The sequence below is a fragment of the Nitrospira sp. genome (assembly GCA_016715825.1).
Taxonomy (GTDB): domain Bacteria; phylum Nitrospirota; class Nitrospiria; order Nitrospirales; family Nitrospiraceae; genus Nitrospira_D.
Genome location: JADJXO010000012.1, coordinates 82,362 through 97,176, shown reverse-complemented (window position 1 = coordinate 97,176; position 14,815 = coordinate 82,362). Strand labels below are relative to the sequence as shown.

Annotated in this window: 16 protein-coding genes; 10 read left to right on the top strand and 6 right to left on the bottom strand. The window is 55.7% G+C overall.

Translation table 11 applies throughout. From position 1 onward, the window contains the following. Together IPM58_16915 and IPM58_16910 are read left to right on the top strand one after the other, a co-directional pair. Positions 1-1,248, top strand: a 1,248-nt coding sequence (locus tag IPM58_16915; GenBank protein MBK9308718.1) for a CDP-alcohol phosphatidyltransferase family protein, incomplete at its 5' end; no start/stop codon positions are given. A gap of 25 nt (positions 1,249-1,273) precedes the next feature. Next, positions 1,274-2,260, top strand: a complete 987-nt coding sequence (locus tag IPM58_16910) for a flippase-like domain-containing protein (protein ID MBK9308717.1) — start codon at positions 1,274-1,276, stop codon at positions 2,258-2,260. Here the strand turns inward: IPM58_16910 and IPM58_16905 are convergent. Beyond that, positions 2,257-2,628, bottom strand: coding sequence for a PilZ domain-containing protein (locus IPM58_16905; GenBank protein ID MBK9308716.1), 372 nt, complete (start codon positions 2,626-2,628; stop codon positions 2,257-2,259). The two genes, IPM58_16910 and IPM58_16905, sit on opposite strands and share 4 nt — an antisense overlap. Positions 2,629-2,742: 114 nt before the next feature. Further along, on the bottom strand, positions 2,743-3,180 hold the full coding sequence (locus IPM58_16900) for a PilZ domain-containing protein (protein MBK9308715.1): 438 nt from the start codon (positions 3,178-3,180) through the stop codon (positions 2,743-2,745). A gap of 48 nt (positions 3,181-3,228) precedes the next feature. Here IPM58_16900 and IPM58_16895 point away from each other — a divergent pair, with 48 nt between their 5' ends. After that, the gene (locus IPM58_16895; GenBank protein MBK9308714.1) at positions 3,229-3,630 is read left to right on the top strand and encodes a TfoX/Sxy family protein; all 402 of its coding nucleotides are present in this window, start codon (positions 3,229-3,231) and stop codon (positions 3,628-3,630) included. 70 nt (positions 3,631-3,700) lie between these two features. Next, positions 3,701-3,928: an AbrB/MazE/SpoVT family DNA-binding domain-containing protein gene (locus IPM58_16890; GenBank protein MBK9308713.1), complete on the top strand. Its 228-nt coding sequence runs from the start codon at positions 3,701-3,703 to the stop codon at positions 3,926-3,928. 117 nt (positions 3,929-4,045) lie between these two features. Here the strand turns inward: IPM58_16890 and IPM58_16885 are convergent, their stop codons facing one another. The 3 genes from IPM58_16885 to IPM58_16875 form a co-directional block, all read right to left on the bottom strand. Next, positions 4,046-4,213, bottom strand: coding sequence for a hypothetical protein (locus tag IPM58_16885; GenBank protein ID MBK9308712.1), 168 nt, complete (start codon positions 4,211-4,213; stop codon positions 4,046-4,048). A gap of 203 nt (positions 4,214-4,416) precedes the next feature. Continuing rightward, positions 4,417-4,692, bottom strand: a complete 276-nt coding sequence (locus IPM58_16880; protein MBK9308711.1) for a glutathione S-transferase N-terminal domain-containing protein — start codon at positions 4,690-4,692, stop codon at positions 4,417-4,419. Between the two features lie 211 nt (positions 4,693-4,903). Beyond that, positions 4,904-5,614: a DUF3800 domain-containing protein gene (locus tag IPM58_16875; GenBank protein ID MBK9308710.1), complete on the bottom strand. Its 711-nt coding sequence runs from the start codon at positions 5,612-5,614 to the stop codon at positions 4,904-4,906. A 1,134-nt stretch (positions 5,615-6,748) separates the two neighbouring features. Here IPM58_16875 and IPM58_16870 point away from each other — a divergent pair. The 3 genes from IPM58_16870 (at position 6,749) to IPM58_16860 (ending at position 10,456) form a co-directional block, all read left to right on the top strand. Further along, positions 6,749-8,761, top strand: a complete 2,013-nt coding sequence (locus tag IPM58_16870) for a carbon starvation protein A (protein MBK9308709.1) — start codon at positions 6,749-6,751, stop codon at positions 8,759-8,761. A 155-nt stretch (positions 8,762-8,916) separates the two neighbouring features. Further along, positions 8,917-9,414, top strand: coding sequence for a YajQ family cyclic di-GMP-binding protein (locus IPM58_16865; GenBank protein ID MBK9308708.1), 498 nt, complete (start codon positions 8,917-8,919; stop codon positions 9,412-9,414). A 25-nt stretch (positions 9,415-9,439) separates the two neighbouring features. Continuing rightward, on the top strand, positions 9,440-10,456 hold the full coding sequence (locus tag IPM58_16860) for a hypothetical protein (protein ID MBK9308707.1): 1,017 nt from the start codon (positions 9,440-9,442) through the stop codon (positions 10,454-10,456). Between the two features lie 3 nt (positions 10,457-10,459). Here IPM58_16860 and IPM58_16855 read toward each other — a convergent pair whose 3' ends face one another. Further along, complete coding sequence (locus IPM58_16855) at positions 10,460-11,548, bottom strand: hypothetical protein (protein ID MBK9308706.1); 1,089 nt, start codon at positions 11,546-11,548, stop codon at positions 10,460-10,462. A gap of 295 nt (positions 11,549-11,843) precedes the next feature. On the opposite strand from IPM58_16855, the gene rsmH reads away from it, so the two are divergent. From rsmH to IPM58_16840, 3 genes are read left to right on the top strand one after another with little or no spacing between them, the layout of a single operon-like run. Next, the gene (rsmH, locus tag IPM58_16850) at positions 11,844-12,749 is read left to right on the top strand and encodes a 16S rRNA (cytosine(1402)-N(4))-methyltransferase RsmH (protein MBK9308705.1); all 906 of its coding nucleotides are present in this window, start codon (positions 11,844-11,846) and stop codon (positions 12,747-12,749) included. 11 nt (positions 12,750-12,760) lie between these two features. Beyond that, positions 12,761-13,093: a cell division protein FtsL gene (gene ftsL, locus IPM58_16845; protein ID MBK9308704.1), complete on the top strand. Its 333-nt coding sequence runs from the start codon at positions 12,761-12,763 to the stop codon at positions 13,091-13,093. Next, positions 13,093-14,814 (top strand): penicillin-binding protein 2, encoded by a 1,722-nt coding sequence (locus tag IPM58_16840; protein ID MBK9308703.1) that lies wholly within the window; start codon positions 13,093-13,095, stop codon positions 14,812-14,814. The genes ftsL and IPM58_16840 overlap by 1 nt, the downstream gene beginning before the upstream one ends. Position 14,815 lies beyond the last annotated feature (1 nt).

Sequence of the window (14,815 nt, the reverse complement as noted above, 5' to 3'; positions counted from 1 at the left end):
CAGTTGATCGTTCTTGCCGGTTCAGAAGAAGAACAACTCAAGTTGGCGCTGGGGAAAGGACCGCGTGTCACGATTCCTGTCCGTTGGATGCCGATTCGAGAGTTCCCACTCGACGATCCTCGGACCTGGGAATCGCTGGCGGCGGAAGTGCATGGATTTGCGCTGGTGGCGAGCATCAATGGCGTGTTTTCTCGTGGGTTGATCGAACAACTACGGCGTGACGTGCGAGAGGGCCAGGCGATCGTGGTCGCGCAGTCTCTAAAGGGGCACCTTGAACAACCGACGAAACAAGGTGTGCCGTTGAGGTTGCCCGCCAGTCGGCAGAAGACCGTCACCCAGGCTCGTTCGACTGAGTCGACCATGCATGTTGCGGAGCTCGTCGTTGTTCCTGCAAGCCTCATGAGCGCGGCCAATCAGATGGCGAATGAGAAGGGGAGTCCTCCGATCCGGCAATGGATCGAACGCGCCGCTGCCGATGGACGCGTACGGGTCGTTGCACCTGAAGCGAAGCAGGGGACATGGTATCAAGAAGTTCGTACCTTGTCTGATGTGCGAACAGCGGAAAGCAGATTGTACAGTTCCCTGAAAGGAGAATTTGAAGGGTTTGTCGATCGGTACTTCAATCGGAAATTGTCTCGCTGGTTCACCCGGCTGTTTCTCGCGGTCGGGCTGTCGCCGAACTCTATCACAGCTCTCGCAGGAGTCATCGGTCTGGTAGCCGCTGCTGGCTTTGGACTCGGCACCTACAGTGCCGGGGTCGTCGCGGCGGTGTTGTTTCAATTGGCGGCCGTCATCGATTGTTGTGATGGAGAAGTAGCGCGATTGACCTTTACGGAATCGCCGTTCGGTGCATGGCTGGATCTCGTTTTGGACAACGTCGTGCACATGGCTATCTTTCTGGGTATCGCCGTGGGACTGTACACGACTCGAATCGGTCAAGCGGATGAATGGGTTCCGATCATGCTTGGAGTCGCGGCAGTCGCGGGGAACACTATGTGCTTTTTCCTCGTCGAAAAGGTGCAGAAAATCAAGGCGATGAATGGCTGGAGGTCCACATCCCATGCAGTCTGGGCCGATGTCTTGTTGAAGAATGTCGCCAGTCGGGATTTTTCGGTCGCACTACTCGGGTTTGCCCTTTTCAATCAGTTGTATTGGTTCTTGATTTTTGCCGCGGCAGGTTCACTGCTATTCGCCGGAGCGTTGGCTTGGGCCATCCGACCATCCTCCATCACACTGCCTCGACCATGAATGTGATGCCTACGCCACTGACCACGTGTTGAGGTATTTCTTACTCGTTCTCGGTCTAGCTGTCCTGGGCTTCCTGGTTTGGCATATCGGACCAGGCAATATTTACGACGCAGCCTCGCAGGTAGGTCCGGTCACCTTATTGATCATCCTCATTCCTTCCGTACTCATGTATGCCATCGAGGCGTACGGCTGGAAAATTGTCTTGGGGCCGTCTGGGAAAGCCGTGCCCTTTGGGCGGCTATTGACGATTCGGACTGCCGGGGAAGTGGTGAACATGACCACGCCGACGGCCTACTTGGGTGGCGAGCCACTCAAGGCGTATCTTCTGAACAAGTACAAGGTTCCCATCGCGGAGGGCGCTGCGTCTGTCGTCATTGCCAAAACGACGCTAACGATTGCCGAAGTGTGTTTTATCCTCATGGGGATCGCCCTGGCGTTCTTGCTTCTCGGTACGGGCAACTCGGCAGTACAGACTATCACGGCGGCGCTGGTGAGTGTGGGGTTACTGGTGTGCTCCATCGTGGGGTTTGTGTTTATCCAACATCGTGGTTTGTTTGTCTCGATTCTGTCGCTCGTCAAGAAGCTAGGGTTGCGGATCCGAGCTCTGCAGGAGCAAGAGGAGCATCTTCGATCGATCGATCAAACGATTAGAAATTTCTACGACCATCATCGGAAGGCGTTTTTGGCGTCGGTCGGCGTGTGTTTCGTCGGTTGGCTCGCCGAATCGCTCGAAGTCTTCGGGATCATCTATTTTCTCGGAGGGTCGGTGAGTTTCTTGGCTGCCATTTCCATCGGGGCGCTGGCTGCCTTTATTAAGGGTGGGTCTTTTTTTATCCCCGGCAGTTTGGGGGCCCAGGATGCCGGGTACATGCTCTTGTTACAGACCTTCGGCTACAACGACGTGACCGGTATCACCTTTGCCTTGCTGCGACGTTTTCGTGAGCTGGTGTGGATTGCCATCGGGTTACTCTGCCTGGCCATGGTGGGAAAGGGGGGCATGAATCAGAATTAACGAGTCGAGAGTCCCTCCTGAACGATCGTACGGAACCGTTCCACCATCCGATCCCACACAAACCCATGGAGTCGAAAGTCTGCTGCCCGTTCCACCTTGTGGAATTGGAGTCCCATGCGGGTGCCATGAACCCACCGAACCTCTGCCTCTTCAACCGGTAATGAGTGGGCTTGGTCCGGCAGAATCAGTCGGACGCGCAGTGCGGCGCCTTTGGGAAAGGTCTCGGTACATTCGATCGCGCAGCCGAACACTGTGAGGTTCATCACGGTCCCTTCCGCGATCGTCTGTGCATTGGAGAACATTACCGGGTAGGGTACAGGAAGCAGGACTCGATAGTGGTGCCGCTGATAGGGGTGTGTCGATTCCACGGTGGCCCAGTCTAGATGGCCGCTCCCATGAGAATGAATCCCTCCTTTGGTGGGGACGAAGAAGAGTTCCCAGATAGGGATCTTGGTGACGAGGCACAGAGGCCTCGCTCTATCTCACACGGAATAGTGTCTGGTGAGGTGTTCGCGTTGAAATTGGAGAATGTGTCGGACTAGCAGCTCTCGGTTCTCCCTCGTCATTTCGATAAACCGGGCGTGAAGACGGTAGGTGTCGGGGGGGTAGTGGAGAGGGTCGACGCGTAGCACTTCGATCGGAGATGTAAAACACACCTGTTCTGCCAAGAGCAAGGTACAGGAAAGAATCTCATTCGGTTGAAAGGGCCTGTTCACGACCAAGCCGATACCACCGGCACTCAAGTTGACCGATTTCTCGATGAACGCGCTTTCCGTCGCGTCTGTCTCAGCGTGAAGGCTGATGGGGAGGGTGATGGTGATGCGATAGTATTCTCGGCGCTCAGATTCCAATGACGGTCGAGTGGGCTCATCTGATGACATGATGAAACAAAGTATATCAAAATGCGCGTACCGATCCATTGATCGATCCTCATTGGATACGTAGATTCTTGGCAGCGGAGGAGCGACATGGCCTACGACGAACGATTGGCAGAGCGAATTCGGTATTACCTCAAACGCTGTCAAGAGGTTGAAAAGAAACGCATGTTCGGTTGGCTTTGTTTCGTGCTCAGCGGTCACATGTGCTGTGGGATTGAGAATGACCGCCTCATGGTCCGTGTCATGCCGGACCGCTACGACACGCTCCTCTCGAAACCGCATGCTCGGGAGATGGATTTTACGGGAAAACCGCTCAAAGGCTTTTTGTTCATCAGGAAGCTGGCTATCGCACGGCCGCTGGTCTCGCTAGGTGGCTTGACGAGACAGTTGAGTGCGCAAAATCAAAGCCGCCAAAGAAAAGAGGATAAAAATATTCAGGAAAGCGCTCAAAAAGTGCGGAGAACCTCTACTGCGTTTTCCCACTGTGACTGAGCTCCTTTACCTCCTCGAAAGCAGGTGATATGATGGATACACATTGTAGTACCTTCTGGGAGGCGGGCATATGATCAAAAAGCTCACCAAGCATGGCAACAGTCTGGCTCTCGTGATCGATCGAGGAGTGCTGGACCTGTTGGAGATTGATGCGGAGACACCGCTCAACATCAAGACGGACGGAAAGTGCCTCATCGTGACACCTGTGCAAGTTGTGGCTCGCCGAAAGAAGTTTCGTGCAGCGCTAGACGAGACCAATCGGCGATATGGGAAAGCGTTAAAGAAGCTTGCCGAGTGACCACTGTTCTCCAGCAGTCTACTGCCTCTCGCCATCTGCTCGTTGCTATTAGCTCCTTGTACGACCCGCCGGCGATCCAAATCAGTGTGGACATCGATAAGAAAGGGGCAACGAAGGTTACTGCTTCGTATTCATGGCCTGGTGCCAGCGTCGGAGGTGTTTCAAGTTGGGCAATCTGGTCTTGCCGTTGAATAGGTAGTTGCCGAGCACATCGTACAAATTGTAATCCACGAATAATAGACGATCGGTCAGCAGAAACGGCGAAGCCGCCAGCATGTCGTCCATGGGCTTCAAGAGTTACGCAAACTATGCGCACAGATACCGGCGGTAGGAGGTCCATTCCCGGAGGCATCCTCGTCCGAACTTCCGTTCCTTGTGGCGAATCAGCATTGTCCGCTTGATGAGAGGGCGTGTCGGAATCACATACGTATTGTTCACCTTGAATCCGACCGACTCTAGATCTTCTCGATATCGCGCGAGAGAATCAGTTACAGCTCATCGAGGTTCTTGGGAAAGAAGTTGAGCCGATAGCGTCGATCCACGTAATGCGCGACCTCCTGACCGAAATCCGTGACATCGCAGATCCCGCGCTTCCCGTCGATCAGGCAAGGCACTGTGTGGCCATGCCCCTTCGTCGCGTTGATGATCGGCGCCCGATCATGGTAGGCGATGTTCCGGAGGCGAAACGGGATACGATGGCGCGTTAGGATGTGCCTGATGGTGATGCAGAAGGGGGACCAGGGAAATTGGATCAGGGTGAGCATGGAGCCAATTTGAATGAAGCGAGGGGGTACCGTAAGCGACTGATGTGCGACTCAGCGGGTGCTCATGGCGAATGATATCAGCACGTTTGATGGGGCATCTGAATGCGTTGGTGAGCCGAATCATCCTTCGCCTGGAGAATCAAATCCTGATGTGTGCGGCTAGATCACCAGTAAGAACGTCCAAATCAGGAGTTAAGCTGATTCCGAGACGTTAAAGCAGATACTCAGCGAGTTCGTCCTTATGATTTCTTGATTCGCCCGAGCGAGAAAGAATTCTGTTAGCACTGCTGGCCATAATGTCGGCTACCTGCAAGAACACACTGCTCCGGGAATCCACAGCGGACAGATTGTCTACAACCAATCTGTTTTCATAAACACTCGTGGCTGCTTGTCTCAGCCTATCCTCAAGGTTAGCCATTAGGAGTTTATCTGCGCCGAGTTCCTCGCTATCTTTCCAGCCTTGAAGTATTCTGGGTAAAAGAGCCCTTCCGCTTGAATGTTCATGATCGATGCCCTTGATGAGTAGATGATAGTAGAGATCCGCCAGGGCAGCTTGTATGTCACCAAGCCCTCTCCTAGGCACTGAGATGAATTTGAAGCTAATCGTACCTCCTTGGGTTAGAAAGATATCAATAAGTTCCTTGTAAATCTCCACATCGTTTCTGCTCATCTCCGCGAAGTGAAACTCACCCTTGAACCTTCTTCTATCCTTCAGATCGTTAGTAGAACGTAGGAGCTGAAAGCTTTCTGATCCACTGGACAGAAACCAGAGACTGCCCACAATCAAATGAGAGGATGTTTTTCCGCTTTCATCCAAGAAAACTGCGTATACAGGGTGGTCTGGTGTGGTGCGAGCAGTCTCTCTTTCGTCTTCCGAGAGCGTTCCACGATGCTCTCGAACTTCTGGGTCTGCAACAAACAATTTGTATTGATTCTGATCTTCTGTGTGGCACGTCGCCCCCCGCGAGGCTATAAGCCGTCCCCCCCCGTGTCGGGGCCCCCCCCCGGGCGGCGCGCCCCCGGGGGGCCCCCGGGGGGCCCCCCCCCCCCCCTTTCCCCGGCGCGCCCCCCGCCCGGGCCGGGGCCCCGGCCCCCCCCCGGCGGCCGCGCGGGCCGGCGCCCGGGCGCGCCCCCCCCCCCCCCCCGGGGGCCCGCCCCCCCCCCGGGCCCCCCCCCCCCCCGGCCCGCCCCGCCCCCCCCCCGGGGGCCCCCCCCCCCCCCCCCCCCGCCCCCCCCCGGCCGGCCGGGGGCCCCCCCCCCCCCCCCCCGGGGCCCCCCCCCCCCGGGGGCCCCCCCCCCGCCGGCCCGGGCCCCGGGTTCGGGCCGAGCCCTGGCCCCCCGTGCCGGCTGTCCTGCCCCCCCCCCCCCCCCCCCCCCCCCCCCCCCCCCCCCCCCCCCCCCCCCCCCCGCCGCCCCCCCCCCCCCCCCCCCCCCCCCCCCCCCCCCCCCCCCCCCCCCCCCCCCCCCCCCCCCCCCCCCCCGGCGCTTGCTGCCGTCTGGTGCGCACCGTCTGCCGAGTTCTCGGACCCCCACCGCCACTGCTTCTGTCTTAAACTCTCCGTGCCGCTCGCTTCCAGCCCCCACCCAACAGTTGGCGAATTCTCGCGCGTTCCCTTGCAATAGATGTAAGTCGAGTGAGACGGGAGTAGTCTTCTGTAGCAATGTATGAGCCATGAAAAGTTTCCGCTTCAAAGGTTTCCCAATGCTTCAATTGGAGCGCAATATCGGAATTCCGTGTCCTGGGGTAACGGTTCAAGAGCCAAGCAACACGTTGGCGTAACGTAGAAGCATCCGATGACCCAACCTGAGCGAGCAAAAGTTGCCGTTCTTTTTCCATCTTTTTTTCACGGGCCGCTCTCGCTTGTTCCGGTGAGACTGGTTGTTCTTGATCTTCAGGCATTCCGCTAGCTCATGGATCATGGCTTGGTCAGTTTGAGCTTGGGCAACTTAGTCAATCCTATATTCAACACCTCTCTCATATCCACAGGCCGATTACCGACCGTTCGTTTCCGGTGCGCCAAGGCTACTTGCTGACTTTTATGTTAGGATGCCGCGCATGAAAGTGGCGGTGAATCTGCTCTGGCTACTGCTCTCCATTCTCGGTGCGCTTGCGCTCGCCCACGTGGTCGGTGTCGTCAACCCAGATGAAAAAGTAAATGGGCTCTGGCTGGTTGTGGCGGCGGTCTGTATCTATGTGTTGGCCTATCGCTTCTATGGCCGTTGGTTGGCGAACCAAGTCGTTGGGCTCAACAATCAGCATGTGACGCCGGCGGTGCGGTTGAACGACGGGGTCAACTTCCACCCTACTAATAAGGTTGTGCTCTTCGGCCATCACTTTGCGGCGATTGCAGGGGCAGGACCGTTGCTTGGTCCGGTGTTGGCGGCGCAATTTGGATTCGTACCAGGTTTCCTGTGGCTGGTAATCGGGGCGGTGCTGGCTGGGGCGGTGCAGGATTTCATTATTCTCGTCGCCTCAATGCGACGTAATGGGCGTTCGCTGCCTGAGATTGCGCACGATGAGCTGGGCTCCATTACCGGCACGGCGACGGCTGTGGCGGTGCTTTTTATTGTAGTGGTGGCGCTGGCAGGGCTGGGGTTTGCGGTGGTGAATGCGCTTTATCATAATGCGTGGGGAACATTCACGATCGCGATGACGATCCCAATCGGTCTCCTCATGGGCTTTTATCTCCAGAAGTTTCGTCCCGGCGCGGTGGCGGAAGTGTCGATTCTCGGCGTCGCCCTCTTGGTCGCTGCGGTGTTGTTCGGGCGTGTGGTGGCACAGTCCTCCTACGGCGGGCTCTTCGAGTTTGACAAGCCGGCGCTGGTCTTACTCCTGGCTGGTTATGGGTTTCTCGCCTCTGTTCTGCCAGGGTGGATGTTGCTAGTGCCGCGCGGCTATCTCTCAACCTTCATGAAACTTGGGGTTGTGTTTCTGCTTGGACTAGGCGTCATTCTCATGGCGCCGACAATCGAGATGCCGCGGGTGACGCAGTTTGCCAATGGCGGCGGACCGATTATTCCAGGCACGCTCTTCCCGTTTCTTTTCATTACAATTGCTTGCGGTGCGATTTCGGGTTTCCATTCGCTGGTCTCGTCAGGGACGACGCCAAAGATGATCGAACAAGAATCCCAGGCAGTGGTAGGGTATGCGGCGATGCTGTTGGAAAGTTTCGTCGGCGTGATGGCGCTGATCGCAGCTTCGGTGCTGATTCCCGGGGACTATTTGGTGATCAATACGACGGTGGGCGCAGAGGCCTTGTCGGCCATGGGGTTTGCACCGGCGAGGATTGCTGAACTGTCGCAGATGGTAGAAGTAGATGTATCAGGTCGCCCTGGGGGAGCTGTGTCCTTGGCTGTCGGCATGGCGTCTATCTTTTCTGCCCTTCCTGGGATGTCTGGTCTCATGGCCTATTGGTATCAATTTGCCCTGGTCTTTGAAGCGTTGTTCATCCTGACTACGATCGACACCGGGACACGTGTGGCGCGGTATCTTATCCAAGAAATGGCCGGACGGGTCTATGCGCCGTTCCGACAAATCAATTGGGTGCCCGGTGTCATGCTTAGCAGCGGCCTGGTGGTGGGAAGCTGGGCCTATCTAATCGGAACGGGGAGTATTTCGACGATTTGGCCGATGTTCGGCGCGGCGAACCAGCTATTGGGCACCCTCGCGCTCTGCATCGGGACGACAGTATTGATCAAGATGTGGAAGTCGCCTTATCTGTGGGTGACGGCCTTGCCGATGCTGTTTGTCGGTGTAATCACTCTCACGGGCTGTTATGAGATGTTTTGGATGTTCTTGGCGAAGGCTGCGACCTTGACGGCGGGCCAAGCTTTCGCGCTTTATTTGGATGCGGTCCTTGTGTCGGTGGTGGCTGTACTGGGCTTGATTGTGTTAAGCGACAGTGTGCGGCAGTGGTATGGCTATGTGGTGCTGAAAAAGCCGTTCCGGTCGAGCGAAGTAGTTGTAATGGCGGGCGGCGGGACCGCAGGGCGGATGCAGACGGCAATGTGCCAACATGATGACGAACAGAGACGCTTCACCCTGCCGCATGGGACAGGGTGTTGTTGAGGGAGAAAGATCGGTCTGGTCGTTCTCTTGCTCGCTGAACGCGCACCACTGTTGACACAAAAGCACTGGTTGTGAAGGATGTGGCCGTTCAATGCGTGCAGTCGAGAATCACCCAGGCCACTCCATAGAGATCAAGAAGAAGGAAGGAGGAAGCCGTGGCTGATCAATTTTCATTCGATGTGGTGTCAGAAGTGAATATGCAGGAGTTGAAGAATGCGCTGGATCAAGCGACGAAGGAAATCAAACAACGTTTTGATTTCAAAGACACACAGACGGAGATCACGCTGAAGGAAAAAGAGAAGGAACTGGTCGTGGTGTCTGATGACGACTACAAACTCAAGGCGGTGCAGGAGATCATCAAAGGGAAGTGCGTGAAACGCGGTGTGTCGTTGAAGGCCTTCGACTATGGCACCGTGGACCCGGCGTTGAGTGGGACGGTACGGCAAGTGGCGAAAATTCAGAGTGGGCTCGCCTCGGACAAGGCGAAGGAGATCACCAAGGCCATTAAGGATTCAAAATTGAAAGTCCAAGCCCAAATTCAGGGGGAGCAGGTGCGGGTCTTAAGCAAGAGCAAAGATGACTTACAGTCTGCGATCGCCTTTCTGAAAGGCAAGGACTTTGCTGTCGATCTGCAGTTTACGAACTATCGGTAGAGAAAATAGTGCCTGCGTCGATCTCATGAAGATTCTGCTCCCTCTCTTCTTCCTTGCAGTATCACTTATAGACTGCAATCGCAGCGACCCGATTGTCCTCATCCAGCTCCATCCGCAAAATCCCGATATCGTCTATGTCGCGACCAATGATTACATCTATAAGACCCGTGACGGAGGACAGACCTGGGCCAATATTTCGCAGGGGATGAGCCATTCCCGCGTCATCGCCATGGCCATTGATCCCGCCTATCCTGCGACCGTCTATGCGGGAACGAAAGGAGACGCTGTCTACAAGAGTCATGACGGCGGGCAGCGTTGGGCATCGATGCGCGCGGGCCTTGATGATGCGACGATTACTTCAGTGGTGAATCAGTTCGTCTTCGACCCAGCCGATGCACAGCACATCTTTCTTGCCACGACGATGGGTGTGTTCGAAACGAAGAGCGGTGGCGAGCAATGGACAAAGAGAATGGAGGGCATGAAGGAAGTGCTGATGGTGGTAACACTGGCCATGGATCCCACCAGGCCGTCCATTCTGTATGCGGGAACCAGTGGTGGCGTCTACAAGTCGATTGATCAGGCGGGCCACTGGGAGAAAGTGAACAATGGACTCGTTCCGCCGGATATGCTGAAAACATCACGGGCACTGAATGTGACCTCGATTCTCGTCGATCCATATGCTCCCGATACAGTTTATGCTGCAACGCTGAGCGGATTGTATAAGACGACCGATGCAGCCGGAGTATGGACGCGAGTCGGAGTATCGCTTGCAGATCAGATGCTTATCGCCATGGTGCTGGATCGATCCCGCCCAGGGGTGATCTACATTACAGGGCGAGATGGGGTGCACCGGAGTGAAGACAGTGGTGCGACGTGGAAACTGATGAATACCGGGTTAGCGACGACCAATGTCAGGGCCATCGCACAGAGTGCGACGGATCCGGAGGTCTTCTATGCCGGTACGAACGGAAGCGGATTGTATCGTAGCAAGAATGCGGGAGAGACGTGGGAGCCGATGCCGGCGATTGGAGGGAAGGTGTAAAGATTATCGTCTCTGGCTGTTCAAATCGGAATCACCAATGGCGGCGCCGATTCCGCGGCGTTGAACGGTTGAAGCCCCTTCACGATTTTGTGCGTTGTCGACTTCAAAGCCGGTGCTACTGGGCATGGAGGTATCCTGGATATCCATCCCTGGTCGATGCTGGATTTGGCTGTCGCCTGCATTCTCTCCTCTGCGTGGGCGAAGTGATTCGTTCACATTGCTGTAGGGGGATACCGACGCTCCGATATCAGCACCGAAGTTGGCATTGAGTCTGGTATCTTCAATATCCCCGCCGATTCGCGTGCGCAAGGTTGTGTCTTGAATATCCATTCCTGTCGGAGCTGATGACGGCGGCTTCTTGGCCTTGAACTCATTTTGGATCGCTTCTTCCTCCTCTTGGATTTGCATCCTTACCAGGCCGCTCCGTTCATAGTCCACGTCGCCGAGATTTTTCTGGGCCTCAGCGAGCTTGTCTAACCGTTCCTGCAGCCGAAAGAGGTCTTCACGTGCACGCGCGACCGTTCCAACGATTTCGCTGAGGGTGTATTGGCGGGCAAACGTGCCGAGCTTTGGGGCTACCCCAGGGCCGCCGCCTAACCCACCATCCCCACTCCCATCACCTGGACCGGTACCTGGGCTGCCGTCGGCCTTGCTCCCGATACCGAACCCTGTGGAGTTGTAAATGCCCTTCTGTTGCACAGCTTTGAGTACATGGTTCGCCTCATCGATCAAATCAACGATGTGCTCATGGGCATCAGCATCGGTCAAACAGCAGGACACGAACATCCGATAACGGCTCGAAAATCTCGAGGCCGCATTCTGCAATTCCACGATTTTGATCGGATCCCGGTCCGGAAGATCAAGGCCCTTTCGGCGGGCCTTCTCTCTGAATAGGTCTGCCGTTCTTTGGTCATAGAGCGGTTCACACCCAGAAGCCTTTTTCGTTGAAATCTGTCGGTCAGGTGCCTTGTTTGCGCACCAATAGATCGGCGCCGGTTGGTTCAGAGGGTTGTCGGGGTTGAAATCCTTCGCCTCGGCTAGTCCGAGGACGAGCGAGGTGCTCAGGGAAAGAGAGAAGCCTGAGTATGCCACGATTCTATTAGCGTTCCACATAAAGCCATTGTCCAATCCGAGCCTCTGGAAGTCAATGAAACACCAAGAGTTGAGCTGGGAGGGGTGCTGGGGCCCCAGAGGGGGGTAGGGGTAACTCGCGGGCTGTGCAGAGGGTGAATCCTAGCTATGTAGCCATGGGCAGGGCCTGAGGGCAACCTACAAGACTATGATTAAAGTGGCCCCCCTAAGTTACTGAAAATGAAGTTGACAACCTAGAATGCGAGAGTATACTTCCCATGGAGTGGGGAAAAGTGGAAACTAGTGGGTGAGTAGTATTGGTAGGGAATTTGCGCATATTCCAGTCCTTGGGGAAGAAGTCTGCGATTGGCTTTCTTCTGAGCGACCGCTTACGATTTTGGATTGCACGGTGGGATATGGTGGGCACGCAGAGTTGCTTCTCAAGGCTAGCAAGGACGGCACGACGCTCATAGGGTTGGATCGAGATCCAATGGCAGTTGATTTCTGTCGACAACGGTTGAATCGATTCGGAGGCTCCGTTGTGTTGCGCCAGGGAAACCATCGAGATTTAAAACGGCACCTCGCTGAATTGGGTGTTTCAACAGTTGGCGCAGTGCTCTTTGATTTCGGCGTCTCATCTCCGCAGCTCGAGGATGCAGCGAGAGGTTTTAGTTTTCAGCTTGATGGTCCACTTGATATGCGCATGGACCAATCGAAAGGGAGGACAGCTGCAGATTTAGTGAATAGCAGTCATGAGCACGATCTGGCAGACATCATCTTCCAGTTCGGCGAAGAGCGGTATGCGCGCAGGATTGCTCGATCGATTGTGCGGGAGCGGCAGTCTCGTAGGATTGAGACTACCGGGCAGCTCGTATCAGTTGTTGCGCAGTCGGTACCGGCGTCTTACCGCCATGGACGGATTCATTGTGCGACACGGACCTTTCAGGCGCTTCGCATTGCAGTCAATCAGGAGCTGGAGAGTTTGGAGCCTTCCCTGCGTGATGCTGTCGAAGTTTTGGCGGAAGGTGGAAGGATCTGCGCAATCTCTTTTCATAGCCTCGAGGATCGTATCGTCAAGCATACGTTCAAGTCTCTTGCCCAACAGCCTGATTCCAAACTCGCGGTGCTCACCAAGAAGCCTGTTTCCGCCTCCAAGGAAGAGTGTGAATCGAATCCAAGATCGCGAAGTGCCAAATTGCGGGTTGCCGAACGTCAACCATGATTGGAGCTTTCATGAAGATCTTCACGGGACTCCTTGGATTGTGTCTTGTGTTTGTATTTGTTTGGGAGCGAGTAGATATGGTGCGGGTCGGCTATCAGATCGAACGATTGAAGCGAGACAAGACGGTGTTGGAACGTCAACGTGATGAGTTGCGGGTTCAATTCTCCTCGCTGAGTGCTTCGAATCGGATCGCTAAATTGGCAACTGAACAACTCGGGATGAATCTGCCTCAGCAAGGCCAGCTGATCCTGGTTCAGTCCAGGCCGAGTGGGACACCGCCCATGGACCTTGCGGCGGCACCCGTGAGAGTAGCGAGAAACTATCTTCCCGGTAGGAGGGACTAGTGGCTGGTTCTGGGCCTCGCGTTCGTCGCTACGTGTTGATGCTGGTATTGCTGGGTGGATTCGTGCTCGTGCTGTTCAGGCTGGTGAATTTACAGGTATTAAGGGCGGAGGAGCTGTCCGCCAGAGCTGACCGGCAGCATCAAAAGACTGTTTCCCTGGAAGGGCCGCGCGGTACGATTGTCGACCGACATGGTAAGGTGTTGGCGATGAATATGGAGGTCCCCTCTGTGTTTGGGATCCCTACGACGTTGGAAAGCCCTGCGAAGGTGGCTCGTCAACTGTCGTCTGTTCTGTCTGTAAAGGTTGCCGAGCTGGAGAAAAAACTTCAGCAGGATCGGAGTTTTGTATGGCTGGCCCGCAAGTTGGACCCAGAGCAGGGACGCCGATTGGATCGTTTGTCACTGGACGGAATTGGTGTTGTGATGGAAGGTCGACGGTTCTATCCGAAAGGTCCGCTCCTCTCTCACGTCTTGGGCTTTGCCGGCATGGATGGCGATGGCTTGGAAGGGTTGGAGCATCGGTATGAAACGTACTTACGTGGTGAGAAACGGATGATGGTGCTGCAGCTCGATGCGTTTGGGCACACGGTCTTTCCGAAGGGCTTGGCCGAAAGGAACCCAGTACCCGGCCATCAACTCACCCTCACGATTGATGAGGTCGTCCAATATATCGCTGAGAGAGAACTGGAAGACGCCGTAACTCGCTCTCGGGCAAAGTCAGGGACGATCATTGTTCTTGATCCAGAGACGGGAGCGGTGTTGGCTATGGCTGTCAGCCCTCGGTTCGACCCAAATATTGTTTCGAAGCTGGGCCCTGATCGTTGGCGGAATAGGGCTCTCACAGACGCCTATGAACCAGGATCCACCATGAAAGCCATGATTGCAGCCGCCGCCATTGAAGAGGCAGCGATGAAGCCGACGACACTAGTCTTCGGGGAGCATGGCCGCATGACGGTTGCGAACACCGTGATTCACGACCATGAAAAGCTGGGATGGGTTTCCTTCGCACAAGTCATTCAAAAGTCTAGTAACATCGGTGCGGCCAAGGCGGGAATGGCATTAGGTGAGCAGCGACTGTATCGGTATCTCCAAGCATTCGGCTTTGGCCAGCGAACTGAGATTGATCTTCCGGGAGAAGGGGCCGGGTTGGTCAAGAGCCCCAGTGCCTGGGGTCGTCGTTCGGTTGCGTCGATTTCAATGGGGCAAGAAATAGGGGTCACGCCGATCCAGATGGTGACGGCATTTACAGCCGTGGCCAACGGGGGCGTGCTCATGAGGCCGTATGTGGTTTCTGAAATTCGGGACGCCGAAGGGCATCTCTTAAAACGAGTACCACCCCAGGTACGGCGACGTGTTGTTTCGCCGGAAACCGCACGTAGTGTTACGAAGATTCTTGAAGGTGTTGTCACGCACGGCACCGGAGCCAAAGCAGCTATTCCGGGGTTTCGGGTCGCCGGTAAGACTGGGACGGCTCAACAGATCGATCCAAGCACTCGCCGATATTCAAACTCTCGGTTTGTGACCTCCTTTGTCGGGTATGTACCGGCAGATCGCCCACGGCTCGCCATGATCGTGATCATCGATGCACCGCATGATAAGAACGCATCAGGGGGAAGCGTAGCAGCTCCGGTCTTCAGTAGTGTCGGCGAGCAAGTGTTGAGTTACCTCGGTGTGTCCTCGGGCGAACCGGTCACGCTGGCGATGGCCGTACCGAATTCGTAAT